At 56.3% G+C, this 23,651-nt stretch carries 21 protein-coding genes and 3 pseudogenes; 17 read left to right on the top strand and 7 right to left on the bottom strand.

The features are described 5' to 3' along the window. The first annotated feature begins 2 nt into the window (after positions 1 to 2). The 3 genes from ACP95_RS05095 to ACP95_RS05085 are packed head-to-tail and all read left to right on the top strand — an operon-like array spanning position 3 to position 4,365. A complete protein-coding gene (locus tag ACP95_RS05095; RefSeq protein WP_049980169.1) occupies positions 3 to 1,106 on the top strand; it encodes a hypothetical protein in 1,104 nt (367 codons plus the stop codon). 3 nt (positions 1,107 to 1,109) lie between these two features. Then, on the top strand, positions 1,110 to 2,216 hold the full coding sequence (locus tag ACP95_RS05090; protein WP_049980168.1) for a hypothetical protein: 1,107 nt from the start codon (positions 1,110 to 1,112) through the stop codon (positions 2,214 to 2,216). After that, positions 2,209 to 4,365: a VirB4 family type IV secretion system protein gene (locus ACP95_RS05085; protein ID WP_049980167.1), complete on the top strand. Its 2,157-nt coding sequence runs from the start codon at positions 2,209 to 2,211 to the stop codon at positions 4,363 to 4,365. Before ACP95_RS05090 ends, ACP95_RS05085 begins: the two co-directional genes overlap by 8 nt. An 83-nt stretch (positions 4,366 to 4,448) precedes the next feature. Here the strand turns inward: ACP95_RS05085 and ACP95_RS05080 are convergent, their stop codons facing one another. From ACP95_RS05080 to ACP95_RS05070, 4 genes and pseudogenes are all read right to left on the bottom strand, one after another. Beyond that, positions 4,449 to 6,110 (bottom strand): long-chain fatty acid--CoA ligase, encoded by a 1,662-nt coding sequence (locus tag ACP95_RS05080; protein WP_049980166.1) that lies wholly within the window; start codon positions 6,108 to 6,110, stop codon positions 4,449 to 4,451. Between the two features lie 666 nt (positions 6,111 to 6,776). After that, positions 6,777 to 6,911: a hypothetical protein gene (locus tag ACP95_RS16435; protein WP_272913164.1), complete on the bottom strand. Its 135-nt coding sequence runs from the start codon at positions 6,909 to 6,911 to the stop codon at positions 6,777 to 6,779. A gap of 9 nt (positions 6,912 to 6,920) precedes the next feature. Beyond that, a pseudogene (locus tag ACP95_RS05075) lies at positions 6,921 to 7,613 on the bottom strand (NAD-dependent epimerase/dehydratase family protein); the annotation flags it as partial. A gap of 122 nt (positions 7,614 to 7,735) precedes the next feature. Next, a complete protein-coding gene (locus tag ACP95_RS05070) occupies positions 7,736 to 7,948 on the bottom strand; it encodes a hypothetical protein (RefSeq protein ID WP_049980165.1) in 213 nt (70 codons plus the stop codon). Between the two features lie 314 nt (positions 7,949 to 8,262). On the opposite strand from ACP95_RS05070, the gene ACP95_RS05065 reads away from it, so the two are divergent. The 3 genes from ACP95_RS05065 to ACP95_RS05055 are packed head-to-tail and all read left to right on the top strand — an operon-like array spanning position 8,263 to position 10,858. Then, positions 8,263 to 9,132, top strand: a complete 870-nt coding sequence (locus ACP95_RS05065) for a hypothetical protein (RefSeq protein WP_049980164.1) — start codon at positions 8,263 to 8,265, stop codon at positions 9,130 to 9,132. Next, positions 9,129 to 9,923 (top strand): hypothetical protein, encoded by a 795-nt coding sequence (locus ACP95_RS05060; protein WP_049980163.1) that lies wholly within the window; start codon positions 9,129 to 9,131, stop codon positions 9,921 to 9,923. Before ACP95_RS05065 ends, ACP95_RS05060 begins: the two co-directional genes overlap by 4 nt. Beyond that, the gene (locus ACP95_RS05055; protein WP_049980162.1) at positions 9,920 to 10,858 is read left to right on the top strand and encodes a hypothetical protein; all 939 of its coding nucleotides are present in this window, start codon (positions 9,920 to 9,922) and stop codon (positions 10,856 to 10,858) included. Before ACP95_RS05060 ends, ACP95_RS05055 begins: the two co-directional genes overlap by 4 nt. 69 nt (positions 10,859 to 10,927) lie before the next feature. Here the strand turns inward: ACP95_RS05055 and ACP95_RS16605 are convergent. Next, positions 10,928 to 11,027: pseudogene (locus ACP95_RS16605) on the bottom strand (NAD-dependent epimerase/dehydratase family protein); the annotation flags it as partial. Positions 11,028 to 11,605: 578 nt separating this feature from the next. On the opposite strand from ACP95_RS16605, the gene ACP95_RS05050 reads away from it, so the two are divergent. The 8 genes and pseudogenes from ACP95_RS05050 (at position 11,606) to ACP95_RS16600 (ending at position 20,790) form a co-directional block, all read left to right on the top strand. Then, complete coding sequence (locus tag ACP95_RS05050) at positions 11,606 to 12,880, top strand: glycosyltransferase family 2 protein (RefSeq protein ID WP_237560402.1); 1,275 nt, start codon at positions 11,606 to 11,608, stop codon at positions 12,878 to 12,880. Further along, complete coding sequence (gene wecB, locus ACP95_RS15220; RefSeq protein WP_082224576.1) at positions 12,877 to 13,983, top strand: non-hydrolyzing UDP-N-acetylglucosamine 2-epimerase; 1,107 nt, start codon at positions 12,877 to 12,879, stop codon at positions 13,981 to 13,983. Before ACP95_RS05050 ends, wecB begins: the two co-directional genes overlap by 4 nt. Positions 13,984 to 14,008: 25 nt before the next feature. Then, complete coding sequence (locus ACP95_RS05040; protein ID WP_049980160.1) at positions 14,009 to 14,929, top strand: NAD-dependent epimerase/dehydratase family protein; 921 nt, start codon at positions 14,009 to 14,011, stop codon at positions 14,927 to 14,929. Continuing rightward, positions 14,922 to 16,193: a nucleotide sugar dehydrogenase gene (locus ACP95_RS05035; protein ID WP_202593780.1), complete on the top strand. Its 1,272-nt coding sequence runs from the start codon at positions 14,922 to 14,924 to the stop codon at positions 16,191 to 16,193. The genes ACP95_RS05040 and ACP95_RS05035 overlap by 8 nt, the downstream gene beginning before the upstream one ends. Further along, positions 16,186 to 17,382, top strand: coding sequence for a glycosyltransferase family 4 protein (locus ACP95_RS15215; protein ID WP_161782053.1), 1,197 nt, complete (start codon positions 16,186 to 16,188; stop codon positions 17,380 to 17,382). Before ACP95_RS05035 ends, ACP95_RS15215 begins: the two co-directional genes overlap by 8 nt. A gap of 697 nt (positions 17,383 to 18,079) precedes the next feature. Further along, positions 18,080 to 18,743 (top strand): annotated as a pseudogene (locus tag ACP95_RS15210) (IS6 family transposase). A gap of 49 nt (positions 18,744 to 18,792) precedes the next feature. Continuing rightward, a complete protein-coding gene (locus ACP95_RS15580; protein ID WP_154018447.1) occupies positions 18,793 to 20,517 on the top strand; it encodes a hypothetical protein in 1,725 nt (574 codons plus the stop codon). Between the two features lie 108 nt (positions 20,518 to 20,625). Continuing rightward, on the top strand, positions 20,626 to 20,790 hold the full coding sequence (locus tag ACP95_RS16600) for an AAA family ATPase (RefSeq protein WP_082224574.1): 165 nt from the start codon (positions 20,626 to 20,628) through the stop codon (positions 20,788 to 20,790). A gap of 414 nt (positions 20,791 to 21,204) precedes the next feature. Here the strand turns inward: ACP95_RS16600 and ACP95_RS05020 are convergent, their stop codons facing one another. Next, positions 21,205 to 21,564 carry a hypothetical protein gene (locus ACP95_RS05020; protein WP_049980157.1) on the bottom strand — a complete coding sequence of 120 codons (360 nt, stop codon included), beginning with the start codon at positions 21,562 to 21,564 and terminating at the stop codon, positions 21,205 to 21,207. Between the two features lie 71 nt (positions 21,565 to 21,635). Between ACP95_RS05020 and ACP95_RS05015 the strand changes: the two genes are divergently transcribed. Genes ACP95_RS05015 through ACP95_RS05005 form a run of 3 tightly spaced genes read left to right on the top strand, consistent with a single transcriptional unit; the run spans position 21,636 to position 22,419 of the window. Beyond that, the gene (locus tag ACP95_RS05015; RefSeq protein WP_154018446.1) at positions 21,636 to 21,878 is read left to right on the top strand and encodes a hypothetical protein; all 243 of its coding nucleotides are present in this window, start codon (positions 21,636 to 21,638) and stop codon (positions 21,876 to 21,878) included. A 31-nt stretch (positions 21,879 to 21,909) separates the two neighbouring features. Further along, entirely contained in the window at positions 21,910 to 22,116 is a 207-nt protein-coding gene (locus tag ACP95_RS05010) for a hypothetical protein (protein ID WP_049980155.1), read from the top strand. A gap of 60 nt (positions 22,117 to 22,176) precedes the next feature. Further along, positions 22,177 to 22,419, top strand: coding sequence for a hypothetical protein (locus ACP95_RS05005; protein ID WP_049980154.1), 243 nt, complete (start codon positions 22,177 to 22,179; stop codon positions 22,417 to 22,419). A 435-nt stretch (positions 22,420 to 22,854) separates the two neighbouring features. Here the strand turns inward: ACP95_RS05005 and ACP95_RS15200 are convergent, their stop codons facing one another. Next, a complete protein-coding gene (locus tag ACP95_RS15200; protein WP_161782052.1) occupies positions 22,855 to 23,484 on the bottom strand; it encodes a glycosyltransferase family 4 protein in 630 nt (209 codons plus the stop codon). Positions 23,485 to 23,651: the final 167 nt, after the last annotated feature.

Raw genomic sequence — 23,651 nt, 5'->3', positions numbered from 1 at the left:
AGATGGTTGACCTGATCGATGTTGTCCTTGAGGGAGTCAAGGACACTGTCGAATGGTTTGTCGGCTTATTCATGGATGGTCTCCGTTCTGGATACCGGACCTTGTCGGAGGCGATGTTCGGGACCCCGACACCAAAGACGAACGGCCCATTTGTGTTCGGGGATCCGACGAATCAACCGTGGATGCAACTACAAGACACACTAGTTGGTGGCGAGATAGTAGTCATCGCTCTACTTCTTCTTGTGATAAGCGTCCAAGGGCGGCATGCAATCCGGATATTCGATATGGGGAGCACATACGAAGCACAGAAGACGAAGAAAGCCGCTTGGACAGGTGCGTTCCTGGTTATTGTGTGGTACTGGGTCGGAACCCTGGCGCTCTATCTCGTCGATGGGTTCACAATCGCACTTCTGCCTGAATTCACAGCCATTAAGAGCGCTATGACCAGGTTTTTGGAGGCCTCCATCTCCAACCCCGCCCTCTCGCTCCTCTTCGCCCTCGCTGGCGGCATATCCATGTGGGCCCTGCAGGCGCTCCTCTACATCCGCGAGATCCTGCTTTACGTCTACCTCTACGGGATGCCGATCGCCATCGCCCTGGCGTACGGCAACGTCCCGATCGTCTCGCGGATCGCCACCGGGTTCGCGAAGCGGTTCGTGCCGCTTGCCGTCCTCCCGCTCCCGGCGGCGGTCGTGTTCAAGGGGTACGACATCGTCTACACGACGGGCGGGCTCGCACCCGACACGGCGTTCTTGCAGTACCTCGTCGCCGTCTCCCTGCCCGTCGTCGCTCTCTACGCGACCTGGAAGACGTTCATCTACGCAACACCGCTGACGGCGAAGGCCCTGCGTCGTGCCACCCAAGGGGTCGCCATCGTCGGCGGCGTCGCCGCCGGCGCGTACGCCGGCAACGTCAGCGTCGCCACCACCGCCGCACGGTGGGGGCCGAAAGCCGCTGCCGGGCAAGCCGTCGCCCAGAAAGCGGCTGCTCGCGGTGCAGACGACGATGAGGATGGTGGTGAGCCGTCCTACCGACGAACCGAGAACGAGCCAGGCGGTGCCGACTCCAACGACTACGGGATGGACTTTGACAGCGGGATCCACTAATCCATGGCTTCAGACAATGACGCAGCGTCACGGCGCATCATGGACCAGTTCGGCGAGGAGAGCCGTATCCCCTACCTCAACATCGAGGAAGGCGACGTCGGCGTCCTGCTCGCCTTCCCGATCGTGGGACTGTTCCTCGCCAGTCTCACCGGCGTCGAGTCACTCGCCCTACCCTTGATCGCCGGCGGGGCCGGGTTCGGGGCGGCGCTGATCTACGTCACGCCGGCGCACCTGAACGCCTGGACGTGGACCACCGACGTGTTCCGGTACGTCAAGCGGCCGGGGATCACGTTCAGTGCGCCGGACGACGCCGACTCCACCAGAAACGAGGGTGGGTTGGCGAACTACACGCCGTTCACGCCGGACGAACGGACGCAAGACCTCACCAACATCGAGCGGGCGTGGCCCGGTGCCGGCGCCGTCCAGCGCGCCGACGGGACGATGGAGGCGTACATCGAGGTCGAGCCCGCCAACATGGATTTCGCGATGGCGGACGACTGGGCCCAGCTGCAAGCGGCCGGCGCGGAGTTCGCGAACAAGGAGTTGGACGCGAAGCTAACGTTCCACGCCACAACCCGGTCGTTTCCAGTGGAACAGCTGACCGAGACCATCGAGGAGCGGCTCGACGACGAGGACGTCGAGTCGAACCCGATCTTCCGGGAACTGCTCGAGGAGTACCGCGAGACGCGGCCCACGGAGATGCGTGAACAGGGAATCCAGCAGCTGCAGTACTACATCGGCGTCGAGGTGTCGCCGCTGGACGTGTACGATCGCTACCGTCAGGAGGCCACACCCGTGGAGAAGCTGACGCAGCTGCCCGTGGTCGGCATCTTGTTCACGCCGTTCGTAACGCGACGTGAGGACTTCACCGCGGTGGAGCGGCGGGCCCGAATGTTTGAAGAACTGGATAGCCGGGTGACCGACGTACGGGCGGGGTTCATCCAGCAGGCTGCGGGGTGGTCCGCGCGCCGACTGAGTACGGTCGAACTGTTCGTGCTGAACATGGCGTTCTGGAACGGGCAGGAGTACGAGTACGGCGACGCCGAGGCCGTCGTTCGCGAGCAGCCCGTTGTCGGCCACTCGCGCCGGGAGGAGAGACAGGATGCGTAGTGCACTCCTCCAGTTGGGTGGTGGGGTCGGGCGGCAGCTCGTGGAGTGGCTCAGTGCACCGACCACTCCTGAGGGCGCAACACTCTACGCGGTGATCGTCGTCGGCGTCGTCGGTGGTGGGAAACGCCTCTGGGACAGGTACGCCGCGGACGAGGAGGAGACAGTGGACTTCGCGGACGTGCTCGACGAGGCGACGCTCGCTGATGGCCAGGCGGAGGGGCAGCTCCTCGACGAGATTGCGGAGTCCCACAAGACGGTCACGGCGCCGGACGCCATCGAGTGGGAGACCCGCGCTGCCCGCGTCGGCGAGCAGTGGACGTCGACGCTGTACATCGCCGACTACCCCGATTACCCGAGTGACGGCTACCTCAGCGACTTGTTCGAACTGACCGACGTGCAGTTCGACCTGACAGCCCACATCACGCCCAAGAACCAGGAACGAGCCCGGAACGAACTGCAGGAGATCGCCGACGACCTGCAGGTGGATGCCGACCTCGAACAGAGTGTGCGGAGTACGTACCTGCAGGAGCGAGCGGACGAGGCGGCGGCGACGTACACGGCCGTCGAGAACGGCGCCCGTGTGTTCGACCAGGGCGTATTCGTCACGGTGCGCGCCGATGATCGAGACACGCTACAGGACGACGTGCAGCAGGTCAAGAGTACGCTGCGGGACGAGCCCGCAAACCTGACGCCGAAGACGGCGATCTGTCGGCAGGACGTGGCGCTGCAGTCGGCGGCCCCCATCGGGGCGAATGAATTTGGGCGGGAGTCGATCGCGCTTGGTGGGGCTGTCGGGGCGCTACTGGCGTCACCGCACAACGCGACGATTCTCGAGGAGGGTGGCGTCGAGTTCGGGATGCACAAAGACACGCGGAGCCCGGTGGTGATCGACCCGTTCAACAGGGAGAACGGCTACGCCATGTTCACGGTCGGCGATACGGGCTCCGGGAAGTCGTTCAGTTCCAAGCAGAACTTCATCCGGTCGATGGAGCAGGAGCGCGACCGGATCGGCGTCATCCTCGAACCGCTGAACAACTGGGCCGGCGTCGCAGAAGCGCTGGATGCGAAGCGGATCACGGTCGGTGGGACGCTCGGGCTCAACCCGCTGGAGATCCGGGAAACGCCTGAACGCGTGCAGCGGGCCATGGGGGAAGACGCCAGCCCGTTCAACGAGAAGCTCGACGACGCGATGAGCTTCCTCACCAACTTTTTCGCACTGCGGGGAATCTCGTTAGGCGATCGCCGGACGACGCTCGAGCTCGGGTTGAAGCGGGCGTACAAGCGCCAGGGGATTACGGACGACATCTCGACGCACGACAACCCGAGCCCGACGATCCGGGACATGCTGGACGTGTTCGAGGACATGGTCGACGACCCCGAGGCGTTCGTCGTTCGGGCCGACGAGGAGGCGACGAAGCTCGAGGAGGACGCCACGTGGCTGCTCGATCAGTTACGGCCGTTCGACGAGGGCGGTCGGCATGCGAATCTCGGAACTGAGTCGGCGTTCGACATCCGGGACGAGAAGGTGATCTATCTGGATCTGGCGCAACAGGAGGGCAGCGTCGACAGCAGTACGGCGCTGACGATGCAGCTGCTCATTTCGCTCGTGTACGAACGGGCAAAGGTCTCGGAGAAGGAGGTGGTGTTCTACATCGACGAAGCCCGTTACATCATGCAGGACGCCGCGAGTCTCGCCTTCTTGGAGACGGTGTTCCGACATCACCGCCATCACGATCTGTCGATTCGGCTGGTGACCCAGACCGTCGACGAATTCTTCGAGCACGCCGAGAGTGAGGCGATCCTCGATCAGTGTGCGGTCAAGCAGTTCCATCGGTTGGACGGAATGGACGAGGAGTGGGCCCAGGAGTTCGGGCTCAACTACGCCCAGATGCGGTTCGTGCAGGATGCCGTGCCGGGGAACGAGGATGCTGGCTTCGCGGAGGCGCTGGTCGGCGTCGATGGGGAGTGGCGCGGGATTACGGTTGAGGCGATGCCGAAGGAGAAGCAAGTGATCGATTTCGACCCAACGACAGAAACTCGGTCATCGCTTCCGGGCGCTGGGGATGCAGGGGAGGCTGTTGAAACCCGCGCGATTCGGGAGTTGCTTGCAGCGCGGACCGGTGATGCGGACAGGACTCCCGATGAGTGATGCGGACACGCCCATCTCGATCGCGTTTGAGAAATCCTCCTCGACCCGCTCGACGGTCCGGACCGGAAAATCGGCGAGGCTGGTCAGTCCTCGCCTTCCGGGGCCGCTTCTTCAGGCGCCTCCTCCTCGAGCAGCTCGCTCTCCTCGCCCTCGTACAGCTCTCGCAGATCCTTCTTCGAGAACTTCCCCGTCGCCGTCTTCGGGATCTCGTCGATGAACTCAAACCCGTCCGGCACCCACCACTTCGGGTACTCCTCGCGGAGCATCTCCCGGAGCTCCTCGCTCAACCGATCGCGGTCGGTCCCCTCGGGCGCGACGACCATCGCCACGGGCCGTTCCTGCCACCGCTCGTGTGGCACGCCGATGACCGCCGCCTCGCTCACGTTGTCGTGGGCCATGATCGCGTTCTCCAGTTCCTGTGAGGAGATCCACTCCCCGCCGGACTTGATCACGTCGTCGGCGCGGTCGACGATCTCGATGTAGCCGTCCGTGTCGACGGTGACGATGTCGCCGGTCCGGAGCCAGGACCCCTCGAAGTCCTCCTCGTTGGCCGCCGGACTGTTGAAGTACTCCATCGTCACCCAGGGCCCGCGGACGAGCAACTCGCCGAAGTCCTCGCCGTCCCACTCGATCTCGTCGCCGTCGTCGCCGACCACCTTGAACTCGAGGCCGGGCACGATCAGCCCCTGCTTCGACTTCACGTTGAACTGCTGGTCCTTCGGGGCGTCTAGGAGGTCGTGTTTCAGGTTCGCGACCGTCCCGATCGGCGACATCTCGGTCATCCCCCACGCGTGGAGCACTTCCACGCCGAGTTCGTCGAACTGCTCGATGAGCGCCTGCGGGGCGGCCGCCCCGCCGACGACGATCCGGTCGAGCGAGGAGACGTCGACGTCGTTGTCCTCCATGTACTCGAGGAGCCCCAGCCACACTGTCGGCACGCCCGCCGTCAGCGTCACTCCCTCCTCCTCGATGAGTCGGGCGATGTCCGCCGGCTCCGGCGACGGCCCCGGGAACACCTGCTTCGCCCCGGCAGCAGCGGCCGAGAACGGCATCCCCCACGCGTTGACGTGGAACATCGGCACCACCGGCATCACCACGTCGGAGTCGTCGATGTTCAGCGCCTGGGGGACCATCGTCGCCATCGTGTGGGCGTGGAGCATCTTGTGGGTGTACTCAACGCCCTTCGGCATCCCCGTCGTCCCCGAGGTGTAGCACATCCCCGCGGGCTGTTCGTCGTCGAACTCCGGGAACTCGTAGCTCGTCGACTGGTCGCCGATGAACGACTCGTAGTCGGTGAGCGGCTCGAGCGGCAGGTCGGGCACCTCCGAGCCCATGACGACGAACTGCTCGACGCTCTCGAAGGCGTCGGGGTCGTACGCCGTGGCCAGCTTCTCGGCCAGCGACGGGTCGACGAAGATCACCTTGTCTTCGGCGTCGTCGACGATGTGCTGGATGTGGCCGTCGGGCAACAGCGGGTTGATCGTGTGGAGCTGTGCCCCCGTGTTCGGGACCGAGAAGTACGTCTCGAAGTGGCGGTCGGTGTTCCAGCACACCGTCCCCACGCGGTCGCCAGTCTCGACGCCGGCGTCGTCGAGGGCGTTCGCCAACTGCCGAACGCGGTCACCGTACTCGGCGTAGGTGTACCGCTTCGTTCCCTCGTGTGTCCGTGCGACGATCTCGCGTTCCGGGGTGATGTTTTCGGCCCGCCAGAGGAACGGCTTCAGTGTCTGTTGATAGCCAGTCACACTCTGTCTCGTGGTAACGTATGGAATAGCTTTTCGGTGGTTTTGGTGCGTGGTTCGCTTGGACGGCAGGATGCGGGCGAACTGACGCCTCATCGGCGCATCTTTGAACAAACGACGCGAAATCGAAGCCAGTGGGCCTCTTTTCGGTTTAATCTGCACTGTGATCGTCTCGCCCTCTCGGCGGCGATGCCGCAACGCCTTGGGCCAGTGCTAGCCAAATCGGTAGCAGACGATATCGCTGGCCCCACAGTTCGGGCATACCTCCATGTCGGCTGCGAGCGTTTCCCCGCAGTGTCGACACTCCCACATCGCTGTGGGCTCGTCGTCGACGACGCTACGGAGGCGTTTGAGGAGGCGCACGAGTGGATAATTTGTTTCCTGCTTGTTAACTCCACGCACTCGTGACGGGTCAGGACTCCTGGGTGGCTGTTTTGGCGGGTTCACTATTGGCTGAGAGTTTGTCGACCGGGCGTTTCGTGTCGGCCACGCTAGCCAGTACTGGTTCACTGAGTGGAGACTCCGAGAGTGCACAGCCTTAACCAACACATCGCGCCATGGCGGTGACATCTGTTGGTTAATCATCCCATCAGCCCCCTGTGAGCGCTCAAGAGATACTCGTACATGTCGAGATGGGAGGGATACGGGGCGGTCGTGGAGAGATGGGCGTTAGTCGCGGGCGCCGACGACGGTGTCACCGCACTCGACACAGACGTACGCGCCGTCGATGGTTTCTGCTGCGGGGGCGTTGCAGGCGACGCACTTCACGCGTGCGGACCGGACGGTTCGGGGGTAGCGGCTCATGGTGGTGGCTTAGTTTTTCGTGACCGCCGAGTCCTTGTACGGTTCACAGACGCGCTTCAGGCCTTCCTCGAAGTCGATCGTCGGCTCCCAGCCCGTCGCCTCGTGCAGTTTGGAGTAGTCGGCCATCGTGTCGTGGACGTACACCTCCAGCGGGTTCTCGATGTACGTCGGGTCGACGTCGGTGCGCAGTTCGTCGTTGATCATGGCGGCCATCTCGTTGAACGTGTAGCTCTCCTCAGTGCCGACGTTGTAGATGCCTTGGAGTTCATGGTCGGCGGCGAGCTCGCAGGCGCGGACGACGTCGTCGACGTGCGTGAAGTCGCGGGTTTGCGTGCCGTCGCCGAACAGTTCCGGGCGTTCGCCGTTCGCGGTCTTGTCGGTGAACTGGGCGACGGTGTTGGCGAACTCGCCTTTGTGTTCCTCGGCGCCGGCGAAGCCCTGATAGACCGAGAAGAAGCGCAGGCCGGCGAGGGACATGTCGTGGAAGTTGTGGAAGTACTCGGCGTAGCGCTCCCGGGCTAGTTTCGAGGCTTCGTACCCGGTTCGGGCTTCGACGTCCATGCTTTCGGGAGAGGGTTCGGTCCGGTCGCCGTAGATGGAGGACGTGGTCGCGTAGACGACGGTGTCGCAGCCGTCCTTGCGGGCCTGTTCGATCGTGTTGACGAACCCCTCGACGTTGACGCGAGCGCCTTTCGCGGGGTTCTACGTGGTCGGACTACCCCGAGAAACGAGGGTCATTCGTTTCCTCCTGACAGCTAAACTAATCACTCAACAACGAACGCCACTTCATGAGCGAGAAGGTGGGTCAGTCCTACCGTCTTTTTTCACGCACTATCCTCACAAACCACCTCACGGAGTTCTTCGAGTAGATCGTCGCGGTTCTCGGAAAGAATCTCCACATCTTCGCCGACGTTTTCCATTTTCGTGCGGACTCGGCTCACCACTCGATAGCGGTAGTTCTCGGAAACCTCCGCCTCACCCCTGATGATTTCGCGCTCTCGCTCAGTCAGAATCCCCCGGTACTGGTCGTCAACCATGCTTGGTTGTTGACTGGCTTGTACCATAGTACCTGTTACTACGTCCAGTCACTACTGACTGTATGGAGTCATGATTACTATATACAGTAACTATAAGTGACTGTGGGCAGTAACCTGTTTTGTGGAAGCTCGGCTCTTCGGGGCGTGACAGTTGAAGGAACGCCCGCGTGCTGGAGACACGCGGGCCGGGTTCCACACGCTGCAAGCGAGGAAACCCATGAAGAACTCAACTCCAAACCAAGTTGAAGGCATCGTTCGCATTCATCGCGTTCCGTTCCACACGCTTACTACCCTAATTTGGGGGTCAACACGTCATGACTGAGATCCACGACATCACGGACGTGTACGTCCGGATTGAGTGCGATCTACTTGTCGTCGGTGACTCGATCATGACTGATCGCCACCACGCAGCGGGCGACAACTACGAAGATGACGACCCGCAGAATCAGATTGGTGGCATCATCCCCGCCTATCCACTGTCGGGGTGGCTTCGCCACGGTATGGAGTCTGTCGTTCAGCAACACGGCGCGACAGCCTGTCACCCTGGGGAGTCCAATGCTGACTTTCGCAAAGCCGACGTGTACGAACGCGACCTCGAGGATGGCTACCACGAGAAAGGCGCGTGCACCGACGAACCGAAGGAAGATGACGGGTGCGTGATCTTCGACCTGTTCGGTGGCTTCAACGGTGTGCCCGGCAAGCTGATGCGCCGCCCCATCAAGTTCTCACCGGTCCGCTCTTCGGTGAAGTACGGGCGTGGGCAAGCCGAGGGACACTATCGCCGCCTCAACCGAAACGTCGTCTCTCGGAACGAAGCGGACAACCGCGAACCGCTCCGGAATACTGCGGTCGACGCGGTATCGAACCTCGAGGGCTGCTGGCACCTTTCGTTCCGTGAACCGAAGCCCGAATTCCTCGGACTGTTGGCCACGGCTATCGACTACCTCAACGCTCACAACACCGACTTCATGCACCAACTCGGTGGGTCGCGGAACTTCGGTGCGGGCATCGTCTACTGTGACCTCATCAACCCACTCTATGAGGAGTGCGAGTTGAAGCGCATCTTCGACCGTGGGAAGCGTTCAACCTCGAAGATGGACGAGAAGGACGAGCAGTGGGAGTCGAACCACCGGCACGAGATCGAGGACGCGCTCGCAGCCCGCATCGACGGTGAGAACGAATGAGCGAGAACGCGAAACACGCTGACAGCACGTCGACTGACAACGAGGTCGAGATGGAGATGGTCGCCGCGTACCGGCATGACGCCCACAAGCTCAATGGGGAACCGCACAAGTACGCCCCGGAGACGTTCGCCGGCGTCGAGGTGAATCAGACTGTTCCGTATGGCGCAGACGGCGATGCATCGGCGCTGAGCCGCCCCAGCGGTAAGCCCGAGCAGACGGTCACTACTCACGGTAACCACTATCGCCTCTCGCTGCTGTCCGGGGACAGTCGATACGACCCTGAAGCGTTCACACGATCAACTGTGGAGACCGCTGTGAGGCGACTCCTGACTGAGGACGACCCCCAGGATATCCATCGGGCGTGGCTCGACACCGAGGTGGCCTCGGCGTTCAATGAGAGCTTCTACTACCCATACACGTCGCTGAAGTACCACACGCTGCTCGTCGCGGCGTTGCTCGACAACTACCGCGCCGGGCATGAGTTCGCCGACCTCGCGCTCGTCGTCGATCCCGCTGAGGCGATCGTGCCCCATCGCACGATCTACGCGGACGACGAGTTCGCCCTGCGCATCGCCCCAACCGACGACCGCGACGGTCAGCCGTTCGCTCGACTGGGCTCCAGGCCGTGGCGATCGTGGGCGTCGACGTGGCAGCGTCTCACGGCGTCCCCTGTCGACGTCGATGACGACGAGTGGGACCGAGCGCTCGATGCAAATCTGCGACGGTTCCGGAGCTGGTCGACGGCACTCCAGTACATCGAGGACTTTCGTACCTGGGGTGGGCGGCCATGACCCGAATTCAACAGGTGATGTGGGAACTGGAGATGGACTATATTGGTCACCTGTACTACGTTACGGGGAACGCGATCTATCACGCGGTTGGCCAGCAACTCGCTTCTGAGACGGCGCAGGCCATCCACGCGAGCCACGGTATGTTCGTTCCCGGCCAGTTCGGGACGTTCCCTGCAGAACACTCGCAGAGCGGCATCATGCCGTACCTCGGGTCCTCGCTGGCGGACGTCGACGCCTATGACGACCTGTTCCTGTTCCGCGATCCATCGCACTCGTGGCTGCTTGACTCCCGGCCGCGGGACGCCCTGAACGTCCACCCGATCCGTACGCAGCATCGCCAGCCAGGGCTGGCCCATGAGACCATCATGGGGCGGCCGGAAGATCATCGAAAGGACGCCCAGACCACGAACTGGTACGTTCACGCCTACCTGCACCCCGACGATCCGGACGTACTGCCGCTTGACGAGGCGACACTCGACGGGCTACAGTTTGGCGGTCAACGGAACTACGGTTACGGGATGACCCGGCTGAAGGACACGCAGGTAGTCGACTTGGAGGCGCTTGACTACTCCCGGCTTCGGGATAGCGAGGCGTACATTCTTGAGGTCGTCACGCCGTACGTTCTGCGATCCGAGTACCCCTCGACGAACGATGTGGACGTACCGTGGTGGTGGAGTGTTGCTGAGGAGTCCCAACTCCGCCATCGCGAGGAGAAGATCGTCGAGGGGGAGGACGTGTACCGATGTGAGACTGTTGATCATGGTCAGGTTGTCGGTTACACGGGCGACCGCCCGGTTGCGACGGCGAAGAACGCTATTACGCGGTTGGGTTCCCACTCGAAGTACGGCTTCGGGGAACTTCGTGTGAAGCCAGTTAAGGGTAACTCTGACGAGGGAGCCGCTGAGGAGGTGGTAGATCACTCGGTGAACGTCTAAGAGGTTATCCAGAGTGGGGTAGCAGGTGATTAATCACGTTGATAAAGAAAATCGCACTGGCAACAAGTGGTAGGACGAGAGTGCTGCGAGGTGGAACACGACATCGACGTCGGTGGGGAGAGTCTTCGTCCACCACGAATTTGTTGACGTATTCAACGTCGTCGTCGAGTTGTCGGGAGTGCGGAGCTACTAGTCGTTGACGGTGATGATGTCGTTGCCGGCTCCACTGCTCGAAGACGTGTGGTGGATGTCTCAGTTGAACCAATGGAGAGACACTTTACTGTTCCAAATGAAGCTTCGAGACAGCATGAGGCTAGGGTAGCGAAACAACGCCGGAGCTGATGGACCGGACCCGAACCGATCCCAGGTACGGTTGACATGGATACCTTGAGCGAACGTGTCACTGATTTAGTTGAAACTGTGGACTGCTACGCTCAATACTCCTGCTTGTTCGCAGTGTCATTCGGAGGATGATTCGGGATTTTGCCTCGGTGAACAACGTTTGATAGCCACTCCACTGTAGCAAGTGAAGGGTTTGAATCGGTTCGCTTGTTCATGTACAGGCGTGGTGTGATAAGGAGAAGACTATTTGATTCAGGATCACCCTACTCAGCTAACAGTACCTTTTTAATTCGTGGAGATTGTTTTTCATACAGCTAATGTATTGGCCCGTCTCCGCTCTGCTTTCCGGAGACTTCGACTGCGGTACCGTGTGGAGCGGGATCGGAACCAAGGAGGAGATGTAACGTGGCCCAAACCAACCACCGAGCCGTTGATGGGGATCGAACCGACCGCCCAGTCATCTGTGTTACTACACAGACCGAAACTGAATCGCTCGTCGAAACGGTCGTCGATGCTCAGGACGCTGGCTACCCGGTCCTCGTGGTGAAGACTGAGGGAGACGACTCACCGATCGTCGATGTTGTTTCACGCTTAGGCGTGTCTGTCACCACACTACCTGATCGCGACTCCGAGCGTGAACTGTTCGAGGAGCTGATCCCGCACCTACGTGATCAGGGGTACCCGGGTGCTGTTTTCCACGATACTGGGTCACCGCTTGATCTGGAAGCCAGCGTGAAACGACTTGAATCGTCTGATCAGTATGCGATTCGCTCTCACGAGGACGAAGAGTACGGTATCATCGTCGGTATCCCGGCGTACAACGAGGAGATCGGAATCGGAAGTGTCGTACACGCGTCGAAAAAGTATGCTGATAAAGTGATCGTCGTCGACGATGGCAGCAGTGACACCACGGTTTCAATTGCTGAATCAGCTGGCGCCGAAGTCATTGAACACGAGACGAACCGTGGTAAGGGTGGGGCTGTGCAGACGCTCTTTGATCGCGTCGAGAGGGAGTCGTTCAAGACTTTGGTGTTGATCGACGGCGACGGACAACATCTTCCACAGGAAATACCTCAAGTCGCTGAGCAGGTTGTCGACGGCAACGCGGATATGGTGGTCGGTAGTCGATATCTCGACCAGGAGGAATATGACGAGACGCCGATGTACCGGCGTTTCGGTCAACAGGTGTTGGACAAGTTGACGCTCGGTTCCAGTGGGGCTGACATGACTGATACCCAAAGCGGGTTCCGGGCGTTCTCACCCCAAGCTGTCAGGGAGTTAGAGCTCAAAACGGACGGGATCGGGGTGGAGACCGAGATGATCGACTCTGCCGCTCAGCAAGGGCTGGGTATTGAGGAAGTGCCGATCCATGTCCGGTACGACGGGATTGACGGGCAGACATACCACCCGCTTCGTCACGGGTTGACTGTCGTGAAATTTGTGCTAGAGTTGGTTCGGGACCGACATCCGTTAGTGTTCTTTGGAGTTCCAGGGTTGGTTCTGACCTTGGCTGGTGCATTATACGGAATCGACGGAATCCTGATTTACAGGGCTACTGGGAATTTCTACCCAGCGAAGGCCTTAGTTAGTGGATTCGTGACCATTATCGGAGTCCTCGGGATCTTCTCTGGGCTCATTTTGAATCGTATTTCGAATACACTCAGGCAACTTCACGAATGACTGACGTAACAATCGTACTTGGAACTCGTCCAGAGATCATCAAACTCTCACCCGTTATTCGGGAGTGTGAGCGACGCGAAGTCGATTACACTCTTCTCCATACGGGCCAGCATTATTCGGACAGTCTTGACACGGTGTTCTTCGAACAACTGGAGTTGCCAGTTCCAGACTACAACTTGGAGGTCGGTTCGAAGTCCCAAGGTAAGCAGACGGGTGAGATGATGTCGGGTATTGAGGAGAAACTCCTTGAGGAGGAGTCTGATGTACTCGTCGTCCAGGGCGATACAAACTCTGTACTTGCGGGGGCGATCGCAGCCTCCAAATTGGATACGGAGCTCGCACATGTTGAAGCCGGTCTTCGGAGTTTCGACCGAGAAATGCCCGAAGAGACTAACCGTGTCCTGACTGATCACGTTGGGGATTACTTGTTTGCCCCTACTGAGCAATCGGCGGATCACCTTCTCAGTGAGGGAATCCCTGAAGAGAGAATCCATGTAGTTGGTAACACTGTCGTCGATGCGGTGCAGCAGAACTCTGATTTGGCAAGGGAGAAGTCCGATGTACTCGAGGAACTTGGGGTTGAACGCGGGAAATATTTCCTTCTAACTGCCCACCGTGCAAACAATGTCGATGACCCTTCTCGATTTAGTAGCCTACTTTCTGGGGTGAGTGAGGCTGCTGAATCGTTCGAACGAGAAGTGATATATCCGATTCATCCACGAGCTCGAAACACATTGGACGGAGCTGGGATTGATGCACCTGACAACATTCGGCTAATCGAACCACAGGATTACTTGGATTTCCTCACACTCCAGTCGGGGACTGAGTTGATCTTCACAGACTCAGGTGGGGTTCAGGAAGAGGCATGCATTCTCGGCGTTCCATGTGTGACGCTTCGGGATTCGACAGAGCGACCTGAGACTGTTGAAGTAGGAGGGAACGTTCTGTCTGATATCGCATCTGAATCGATCAAACGAGGTGCGAACAAAATGTATAGCAAGGAAGGAAACTGGGAAAACCCGTTTGGAGACGGGAACACTTCAGAAAGGATTCTTGACAAGATATGCCCGAGATCGATTGCTTCACTGAACAACAAAGGATAAGTAATCAAACTTACACAGCATTCCTATGGCGAAAATCTTAGTTACTGGCGGACTTGGAGCTGTCGGAGCTCCTCTCACAGAAGAACTCGAGTCTAGAGGACATGATGTCTGGGTTGCGGATCTTCCATGGAGTGAACGAGAGAAGTATTTTAAATGCGACGTAAGCCAGTATCGGCAGCTGGCAAATATTTTTGAGGAACACGACTTCGAGTACGTCTACCATCTTGCGGCAGAGTTCGGGCGTAAGAACGGTGAAGACTTCTACGAAACGATGTGGGAGTCGAACGCTATTGGGACGAAGAACATGCTCCGCCTCCAGAAAGAGCATGAATTCCGGATGATCTTCTCCTCGTCGAGTGAGGTATACGGAGATTATGACGATTTGATGGAGGAATCTGTGCCACTTGAGGAGAATCCGCGCCAACTCAACGATTACGCGATCTCAAAATGGGTCAACGAACAGCAAATTCTCAATGCTGCTGACCGCCATGGGAACGAAACTGTTCGGGTCCGGTTTTTCAACACGTATGGCCCTGGTGAGAAATTCAGTGAGTACCGGAGTGTCGTGTGTAAGTTCTGTTACCACGCTCTCCACGACAACCCCTATCACGTCTACGAAAATCATCATCGGTCATTTACCTATATCGGCGATACGGTTCGAACACTCGCGAACATCGTCGACTTGTTCAAGCCTGGGGAGGTCTACAACATTGCTGGCGAGGAGTACTACGACATTAAGGAACTCTCCGATTTGATTTTGGATTACTTGGACAAGGACGACGACAAGGTCGAATACAGAGGCCGTGAGGAACACAACACGTTGAACAAGCGGGCGAGTGTCGAGAAAGCTAAACAGGACCTCGATCACGAAGCACGTGTCTCGCTTGAAGAGGGGATTCCGAAGACAATCGAATGGATGAGAGATTACTATGACGTCGATGCGTAGGGAAACAGATTCGACGGGAAGGAGTCGCCCGGCGATTGACAAAATCGTCGTTATCGGGACCGGGTTTGTTGGGCTTCCATTAGCCCTCCAATTGGCGAAAGCTGGAAAGAAGGTCGTCGGGGTGGATATCGATGAAAATCTGGTCCAAGCAATAAACGATCAGACACTCAACCTCGACGAAGAGGAGCTACAAACGCTACTCGAAAGCGAGGAGGTAGACGAGAACCTGGTAGCAAGAACATCTCCGGAGAACGGGGATGCATACGTCATTTCTGTCCCGACGCCATTAACAGAGCCCCAGAAGAGTCCTGATCTGAGCTTCGTCAAAGCAGCATTAGAGTCTATAATCCCCTATTTAGAGAAAGACGACGTAATCAATATTGAGTCGACTATTCCTCCACTAACTTCTGATGAAGTAATAGTCCCAATGCTTCAGGAGGCTGGGTTTGAACCAGGCGACGATGTGTACCTCGCCCATTCCCCAGAACGTATTCTTCCAGGTAATGTGTTTGAAGAGATCGTTCACAACGATAGAGTAATCGGCGGGTACACACGTAACGGTTCGCGAGCGGCATCAGAGATTTACACCCCGTTCCTTGAGGGCGAGGTGTTCTATACCGATCTCATTTCGGCCGAACTCTGCAAATTGATTGAAAACACGTTCAGGGACGTGAACATCGCACTTGCGAACGAGTTTGCGTTAATCGGCAGAGAACTAGATGTCGACATGACGGAGGTAATCGAGGTTGCGAACCGGCACCCCCGGGTCGACATTCTAAATCCTGGCATCGGAGTCGGTGGTCACTGTCTCCCTGTAGATCCCTGGTTCCTAAACGAAGTTGATCCTGAACACACTAACCTCATCACAACTGCCCGGCGGATTAACGATATGATGCCCGAAGCAACGGCTCGACGGATCCGCCACGCATTGGCGGATCTAGATTCGCCGAAAGTGCTGGCACTCGGTGCAGCCTATAAGCCTGACACGCAGGACACGCGTGAGAGCCCAGCAATGGACATTGTTGACGAATTACGCCTTAATGGTTACGACATCACTCATAAGGACCGATACGTCGACGGGATGGCGTACAACGATTTACGAACGCTCCTTAGAGAAGTCGAACCCGATGCGCTTGTTCAGCTCGTCAATCACAGCGAGACTGCTGAAGAACTCACTGCATTATCAGCCGAACCAGAGTACACCGACGTGTTGATTCTTCGTCCCGGCGATGAAAACCCCCTTCGTCCGAAAAGCGATGTCTGACGGGGACACGACTGACGTTCTCGTCGTGACGCAGTTTTTCCCACCGGAGTCGATGGGTGGTGCCCATCGGTGGGCGAAACTCTCGCAGCATCTTGACGATTCTATCGAACCACAGGTTCTGACTACATTCCCGACATTCCCCTTTGGAGAGTTTGATCGGTGCTGGCAACCGATTAAACGGAAAACAGTTGACGGCGTTCCTACCACCCGATTGTTCACGTATCAACCGGTAGAGGACACCACCGTCGGACGCATCCTCAATTACGGAATATTTTCGATGTTGAGTACCCTTTACGTGCTCTGTACATTTTGGCGATACGACTGTATTGTCACGATGTCCGCACCTCATACGACTTTTTTACCTGGTCTCGTCGGGAAGCTGACGGGGCGCGATTGGATTATCGATATCTTCGACCTATGGATAGACAACGCAGCAGATCTCGGTTACGTCGACGAGGGTTCGATCCTCTATCGGGCCGTGAGTTGGCTTGAGCGTATCTCATACGCTCGTGCAGACGCTGTGACTGTCATCACTGATACGATGGGCGAGTACTATGAGGATAAGTATCCGGAACTCTCGTTCGATGTCCATGTCATCCCCTTCGGTGTCGACACGGAGCTTTTCTCTCCTGACGTGGAACCTGCAGACTCAGCCGATATCATCTATACGGGGAACTTGGGCACTGGTCAGGCGTTTGTTCCATTCCTCCGCGGATTCGCCGGAGTTGATGGTAATCCTGAATTAATGTTGGTCGGTGGAGGTGAACGTCGAATAGAACTTGAGCAGAAGATCGTTGAACTTGGAATTGAGGAACGAGTGACATTTGTAGGGTATGTTGATCGTGATGAGATCCCTTCACTCCTTGCTGGGGCAAACGTGAGCCTCGTTACACTAAAGACAGAGCATGAACTTGACTATGCTTGCCCGACGAAGTTATTGGAGACTATGGCTGTAGGGACACCGTACATCGCTAGTGGTACCTTTGAAATACAGCGCTTAACTAAGGAATATAATACGGGTTCCGTTGTAAAGAACAATCCCGATGAGATTACCAAAAAGTTACAAGAAATTCTTCAACAAGAACAGAAAAGACAATTAAAAGGACAGAATGGTATTCATTATATCCAAAACCAACATAAGTGGCAAAATATCGGTCGGCGTATGAGTGAAGTAATAAACTCTATCTAAATAACCGTGATCTGGCTGTCTATTCTCATAGATACCATTATTTATTCGATATCACACAATTTATTTCCAGCCCTCTGAAATAAATCACGAAATCTTAAATTCAGATTTGTGAGTCGGCCTTTCATTTTGGTAGCTTTCAACGAGTAATTCAGTCGCCGTGTAGGTCGATTTGTATGAATTCTGACTATCGTCACAAACGATGGCGTATGGTTCGTCTCCGAGGGTGTTGTGATGTTTGTTGAGGATGCGATGCTGCTCTAGGATGGGTTAGGAATACACCTAAATGCCGTGTATGGCGTGGATAAGAAAGATTTACAATCAAAAGTACCTCTTTGTCGGTGAAACATTCGTATTTATATGCAAAAGCGGAGATTTGTGTGTGCGTGTGTGCCATATCCTTTAAGCACTAAATTGCCGAACCCAACTTTATTTGGGGATAATCTCCAGGAATTGAATAAACGAAGTTCGTATGAGTTAATTCCTCTCTCAGTGCTGTTTATAGGTGTCCCAAGCCGTGTTGTTCAGAGATTCACCTCGTTTGAGATTCCTTCATGCTGCCCGCTTGTGGCGATCGATCCTAGGAATTTTCTGATTTTGATGTATCAGTTCGTCGTTGGGTGTTATGTTTGCGCACTGTCTAGTTGTGGGATTGAGAAGTCAGCAGGCCGTAGCGAGAGGTGCTCATGCCACTCGCAGCCTGCTCAGCGAAACGTTGGAAACGGACAGCCAAGACATTTGGGAGAACGAGCACACCCCCGACACCCGTCCGGCGGTTTGAGGGTGCGTCTCCATACGGCGGGGCTGTCGATCAGGGAGACGGTCGCAGTCTTAGAACTCTGGGGTGTCGACCATTCTCCCGGCGTGGTCTGGAATTGGGTGCTTCCGCTGTCAGAAGCAATGAGCGACCCGCCGACGGCGTTGCCATTGCGGTCGCGGTCCACGAAACCAAATCGAAGTTGACGGCGAGAAAAGTGGATCTACGCTGCAATCGACACAGAACCACGGCTACTGCTCGAAATCGACTTCTTCAGCCATCGCGGGACCGACCCCGCGGCGGCGTTCCGCACCGCCTCACCAAGAAACACGATGTCGTCGATACAGGGTTTCTCGTCGATTCTTTGGGTTATCTGACTGCCCTCGCACGTCATGAATTGAGCGGTCAGCTCGACTACTGAGAACGAAACCACATCGAAAATTGGTTTCACACTGTCATCATGCGAATCGACCGCTTTCACTCGTTTTGCCGGGGCAGTCGGGCCAGCGCTGAGCGGTGGCTAGGGCGGTTCAGACATCACTACAACCATGAACGACCGAATCAAGCGCTCAGCGGACGAACGCTAGCTGAGGTGGTTGAGAACTAGACAGTGCCGATGTTTGACTTATTTATATCTCCTACGGCACTTGTTCTCTATGGCCGAATTCTTCGTCATTTGTGGACGAAACGGAACGACTGACAGTTATACCACGGACGATTTAGAGACTATCGCGGATCGAATCCTCCCGAGCAATGCACCACGCGATGTTGAGATCATCCGTGACGACGGCGTCATCAGCTGTACGATCAACGCGCCGGATTCCTTACCCATCCACGGAGCAAGTGTCTGTTTGGGGCAGATGATTCCCCCCCGTGAGGATTGGCACGAACCGGGGTCACCCCGCCCGGACGGGAGCTACGGAATCGCTCGAATCGACACTGACAGTGTCGAATTGGTCGCCGACGTAACTGCATCGCGGACGCTTTTCTACCGACTATTCGACGATCTCTTCGTTGCGTCTACTTCACAACGGGCAATCCAACACTTCGCCGATGAGGTTGTCCTTGACGATGTCGCCATCGCGTGGATGATTTCCACCGGGGGGCTCGGGCCGGAACAAACCTGGGACGAACGCGTGGAACAAGTTCTACCCCATGGATCCGTCCGACTCAATCGGTCGACATGGGAATTGACGGAGGCGACCCAACCGGCGACGTTCGAACCGACCGACGAGCCGAAGTCGGTCCACCACGAACGACTGGTAACCGCGCTTGACGACACGTTCGAAGCTCTCGAACTTGATACGGAACACTGGGAACTCCCGCTATCGGGGGGCCTCGACAGCCGCGAGATTCTATTCAGACTTTGTGATTATGAGGGGCTACGCACCATTACCTGGGGCACCGATGCCGCTCTTGATCACCCTGAGAGTGACGCAGTTCGAGCCCGGGAGTTGGCGGCAGCGTGTGACGTTGATCACCGATATTACACAATTCCGGAGACGTCTGACGATGTCGAAACTGTGTTTGAACGGTTTGTCACTGCCGGCGAGGGCCGGATTGACCACATCTCTGGATACTTGGACGGGTTCAGCGTATTTGCAGACCTCGCAAACCGCGGTATCGGCGGGCTCATCCGTGGCGACGAAGGCTTTGGCTGGAAAACGGTTGGGTCGCCTATGGGGGTTCGACAGGTGACCGGCGCACAGATGGTTGAAGACTACGATGCATTCTCTTCATTGTCCGTCCCTGGAGTACGCCGACAGGAATTTCCTAAGCGGCTGGAGCGCACATCGGGTGAGTCTTTAGCCACCTGGCGTGATCGCCTGTATCACACTTATCGTCTTCCCGTCATTCTGGGAGCTCTAACGGCACTCAAGACGCCGTACATTGAGGTTGTTAATCCATTTCTCACCCAACGAATTCTCGAAACTGTACGAAGATTACCTGACGAACTGCGAACCGAAAAGCAACTTTATGCCGAGTATGTCCGTGGGCGGAGTCCAGATGTACCGGTGGCGACGGAATCGGCGAACCCTAATGAAGAACAGTTCCTCAAGAGCGATGAGGCTCAAGCATTCCTGAAGAGTGAACTGGACACAGATCACGCACGCAAAGTCCTTGGGGAAGACCTCATTGAGTACGTACTTGGCGATCTGAAAAACGAAAACGCATATGAAAAAGTAACATCTAAGTTGACACTCGATACAATCAAGCGTCAAGTAGGTAATCGACTACCGAAGTCAATCATTCGACGTGTCGAATCAAATACTCCAATCAATCGACCAGCGCCTACGATGTCATGTTCCCGACTTGCGTTCCGTTTGTACATCATCGACACGATGGTAAATAATTTATCACACGACGCTGATTATTTATAACGCTCTTTGGTAGCGGGTTGTTGGTCTGTTCTCTGTGGTCCAAGACAAACGTAGGTCTATGGCTTTGACTGGCTGAATTTTCTATTCTCTTAGAGCGTATAGCAAGCTATACCAGCACAATCTGCTAAGATAGCAGTTACGAATCGGAAAGGTGGGGTGGCAAAGACAACGTTCTCCATCAACGTTGCAGTGGCGACACCAGCCGCTGGATACGAGACATTGCTCAATAACCTCGATCCACAAGGGGTACCTCACGAACGGTGTCGGACTTGAAGCTGAATACACCGCCGAACCAACGACGCTGTACGACCCACCCCAATACCCAACGTAACAAATCAAAAAGTATTGTGTGCTGTCACTTACCGCAGTCTACATCGAATTAGTCCGCATGGGTGTAGAACTCGGTTCACTAATGGACTGTTTTAAGTACCAAACTGATGCATCGTCCGGGAAACATGTCGCGGGAACCGGACATTGACGGGCGAACACCTGGCCGCTTTCTGGAGCCCCCCGAGGACTCCGACGCGACCTTGACGACCTCTCTATCGACGACTTCGACATCTCCGAATCCAGTTCCGGACCGTCTCTTATCACGCAGATTGAGGGCAATCCCGACTTGGAGACGCAACCCCTCCGCTACCTCGATCAAGGCCTCTGGCCGGAGGAGCCGGTCGGAAAACTCGACCTCTACACCGGAAACGTTTCCTTCTGGAGCCTGGAAAAGAACTGGTCCAAGCTCGACGAAGAGGATGTCGCACGGTTGATCTTTACCGGTCGCTCAGTTCCTCCAAGGACTACGCCATCGAACAGGAACTCAAGGACGGAGCTGCCGACCGGCTCGGCCTGAATGATGTCATCACCGAGAACACCATCGAGCGAATCAGCGAAGAGGTCAAAACACAAATCGGTCTGGACGTCAGCCACCGCCTCCGGAAGATAGTGGAGCAGCTGGAGGACAACGATGAAATCGTGACGCTCCCCGCCGCGACCGCGGACGGGCGCGGTGAACCCGAACTGGTGATCATCTCCCGGGAAATGCGGAAGCACGCCTAATAGTTCATCCAGTTGGATCGTGACGAGTCTTGGGTACGTACTCGAAGTGGCAGTTGTTCAAGCTGATGGAGATCGCCCGACTCTGCAACATCCCCCCGAACGACGCCGAGGCCTCGTTTCGGTTTCTGTCGTACTTCTTACACGGGGACGCGCCCGGGTTCAAAGCAATCTGGAACCAGCTCCGCAAGTACGACATCTTCGAACTACGAAAGATTTACCTCGCCGCCCTGGAGCGGATTATCATGGTGCTTGACGAGTACGTCTATCTCCCGGACCGGTACGGCCTCGCCATGGACCTGACAACCTGATGTGGCCGCCACTCGACGGAGAAAGACGAAGATGGGAAGCGACTTGACCGCAACGACATCTCTCACGAGGACCAGCCCATCTGCGTGGAGAGGCGTCAATCAGAGGGCCGGGAGTTCCTTCACGTTCCAGATCGCAAGCATCAGTCTAGCCAACGCCGTGATGCCCTTGACGCTGGCGGCGAAGAGCATCCAGCGGTGCGGGAGCATCGAGCACCAGATCGACGAGATGCTGACGTAGGCGAAGCACTACGTTGAGTCTGACGTCGTCTGTATGGACGGTTGGTTTTACGGCCGCGGGATGCAGGACTGCCTCGAAGAGCACGGCCTAAGGTTCATCAGCCGACTGCGTGCTCGGCCGCCCATCATTGACGACCTGAAGGAGTCCGCCATTCACTACAACCTGGACTACAATGTGGCAGGGTACGGCGTCCGCCTCGGTGAAGTTGTCCCTGAGAGCGAGGCAGAGTCGTGGCTGATCACGGTGCCGCCGAAGAAGCGGATCGAGCGGTTTGAGACGGGGATACAGGACAAGGGAAATTGAAAGCTGAACTACACGAACCTTGATCCTGAGGAGCTCGGCGGCCTAGAGATCTGGCGGCGGTACCGGCAGCGGTGGACGATAGAGACCGTCTATCGGCTGATAATCCACGACTTCACGGCGAAGTCTGCGAGCTGTGGAGCAAGCGGGAGTTTATGGCTAACATGGCGTTCATCTACAACGCGATGTGGATGGCGTCGAATGTGACGTACGCCGTCGAGAACGACCGACCGGTGAAGGAGGACCAGGGTCGATCCCTTTCTCAGCCATTGAGTTCATGGTCGCTATGTTGCTCGATATAGAGGACATCGACGTTGGAGAAGCCCGACCTATCAGTCCGAAGTAATATCGTTCGAGAGGTGTTCGGCGATGACTATCCGTTCCTCTTGGACGGTCATCCTGAATTTGAGAATTGAGACCCAATTACCGTAGATGTTTCTATTTTATTTGATCATATATATCTCGGTAACGATCATAATTTTTCGACATATCTATGCTCTTGGCGAAGTTCTCTCTGTCGGGGGTTTCTTCAAGTGATTTCTTAACAGCTTTATCAAAGGATTCTTGATCGAACGGATCGATAATAAAACACCCCTCCTTTTCATTAAACATATTGGTTATTCCCTCGACATTAGATGCAATTATTGGCGTCTCCATAGCACATGCTTCTTGGAGTACCCTAGGTACGCCTTCATGTCCAGGCCGCGATAATAAGCACACAATATCTACCGATGATATGAGCTGTGGAATTTTATCAAAATCAACCCATCCATCATATACTGTTATTCTATCTCCAGATTTTTGGCAGATTTCTTTGACTTTTTTACTGAATTCCTCAGTTTGCGACTCCCCAACTAGTAAGAAATGGCTACATGGGTACCCAGAGTATGATGTTGCTCGTTCGGCAAACAGGTCTGATCCTTTGCGATACACAATTTGCCCAAGCTGAAGAACAACTACCCTATCTTCAGGTATATTTTGAAAAATGCCATTCAGAGTGCCGTCTTTATCATCTTCGATATTTGGATCGAATTTAGAATAGTCTACCCCTGTTGGTATAGATTCCATTTCTGAATTTACACTATACATTTTTTTCAATATGTCTTTTGTTGGTACTCTGACTTAGTAATGATAAAATCTGCATTACGAAGACTAAAACTGTTCAAAAATATAAGTATATTTTTCCCACTTTATCTCTAACACCATCAAAATCGCCTTTAGAATTGGAAAATTGA

The sequence above is a fragment of the Halolamina rubra genome (assembly GCF_000739555.1).
Lineage (GTDB): Archaea > Halobacteriota > Halobacteria > Halobacteriales > Haloferacaceae > Halolamina > Halolamina rubra.
This window is presented reverse-complemented; position numbering and strand designations above follow the sequence as displayed.

Coding starts and splice junctions, on each gene's coding strand:
- ACP95_RS05095 (WP_049980169.1), top strand. CDS start 3: ATGGTTGACCTGATCGATGTTGTCCTTGAGGGAGTCAAGGACACTGTC.
- ACP95_RS05090 (WP_049980168.1), top strand. CDS start 1,110: ATGGCTTCAGACAATGACGCAGCGTCACGGCGCATCATGGACCAGTTC.
- ACP95_RS05085 (WP_049980167.1), top strand. CDS start 2,209: ATGCGTAGTGCACTCCTCCAGTTGGGTGGTGGGGTCGGGCGGCAGCTC.
- ACP95_RS16435 (WP_272913164.1), bottom strand. CDS start 6,911: ATGAGCCGCTACCCCCGAACCGTCCGGTCCGCACGCGTGAAGTGCGTC.
- ACP95_RS05070 (WP_049980165.1), bottom strand. CDS start 7,948: ATGGTTGACGACCAGTACCGGGGGATTCTGACTGAGCGAGAGCGCGAA.
- ACP95_RS05065 (WP_049980164.1), top strand. CDS start 8,263: ATGACTGAGATCCACGACATCACGGACGTGTACGTCCGGATTGAGTGC.
- ACP95_RS05060 (WP_049980163.1), top strand. CDS start 9,129: ATGAGCGAGAACGCGAAACACGCTGACAGCACGTCGACTGACAACGAG.
- ACP95_RS05055 (WP_049980162.1), top strand. CDS start 9,920: ATGACCCGAATTCAACAGGTGATGTGGGAACTGGAGATGGACTATATT.
- wecB (WP_082224576.1), top strand. CDS start 12,877: ATGACTGACGTAACAATCGTACTTGGAACTCGTCCAGAGATCATCAAA.
- ACP95_RS05040 (WP_049980160.1), top strand. CDS start 14,009: ATGGCGAAAATCTTAGTTACTGGCGGACTTGGAGCTGTCGGAGCTCCT.
- ACP95_RS05035 (WP_202593780.1), top strand. CDS start 14,922: ATGCGTAGGGAAACAGATTCGACGGGAAGGAGTCGCCCGGCGATTGAC.
- ACP95_RS15215 (WP_161782053.1), top strand. CDS start 16,186: ATGTCTGACGGGGACACGACTGACGTTCTCGTCGTGACGCAGTTTTTC.
- ACP95_RS15580 (WP_154018447.1), top strand. CDS start 18,793: ATGGCCGAATTCTTCGTCATTTGTGGACGAAACGGAACGACTGACAGT.
- ACP95_RS05015 (WP_154018446.1), top strand. CDS start 21,636: ATGGAGATCGCCCGACTCTGCAACATCCCCCCGAACGACGCCGAGGCC.
- ACP95_RS05010 (WP_049980155.1), top strand. CDS start 21,910: ATGGGAAGCGACTTGACCGCAACGACATCTCTCACGAGGACCAGCCCA.
- ACP95_RS05005 (WP_049980154.1), top strand. CDS start 22,177: ATGCAGGACTGCCTCGAAGAGCACGGCCTAAGGTTCATCAGCCGACTG.
- ACP95_RS15200 (WP_161782052.1), bottom strand. CDS start 23,484: ATGGAATCTATACCAACAGGGGTAGACTATTCTAAATTCGATCCAAAT.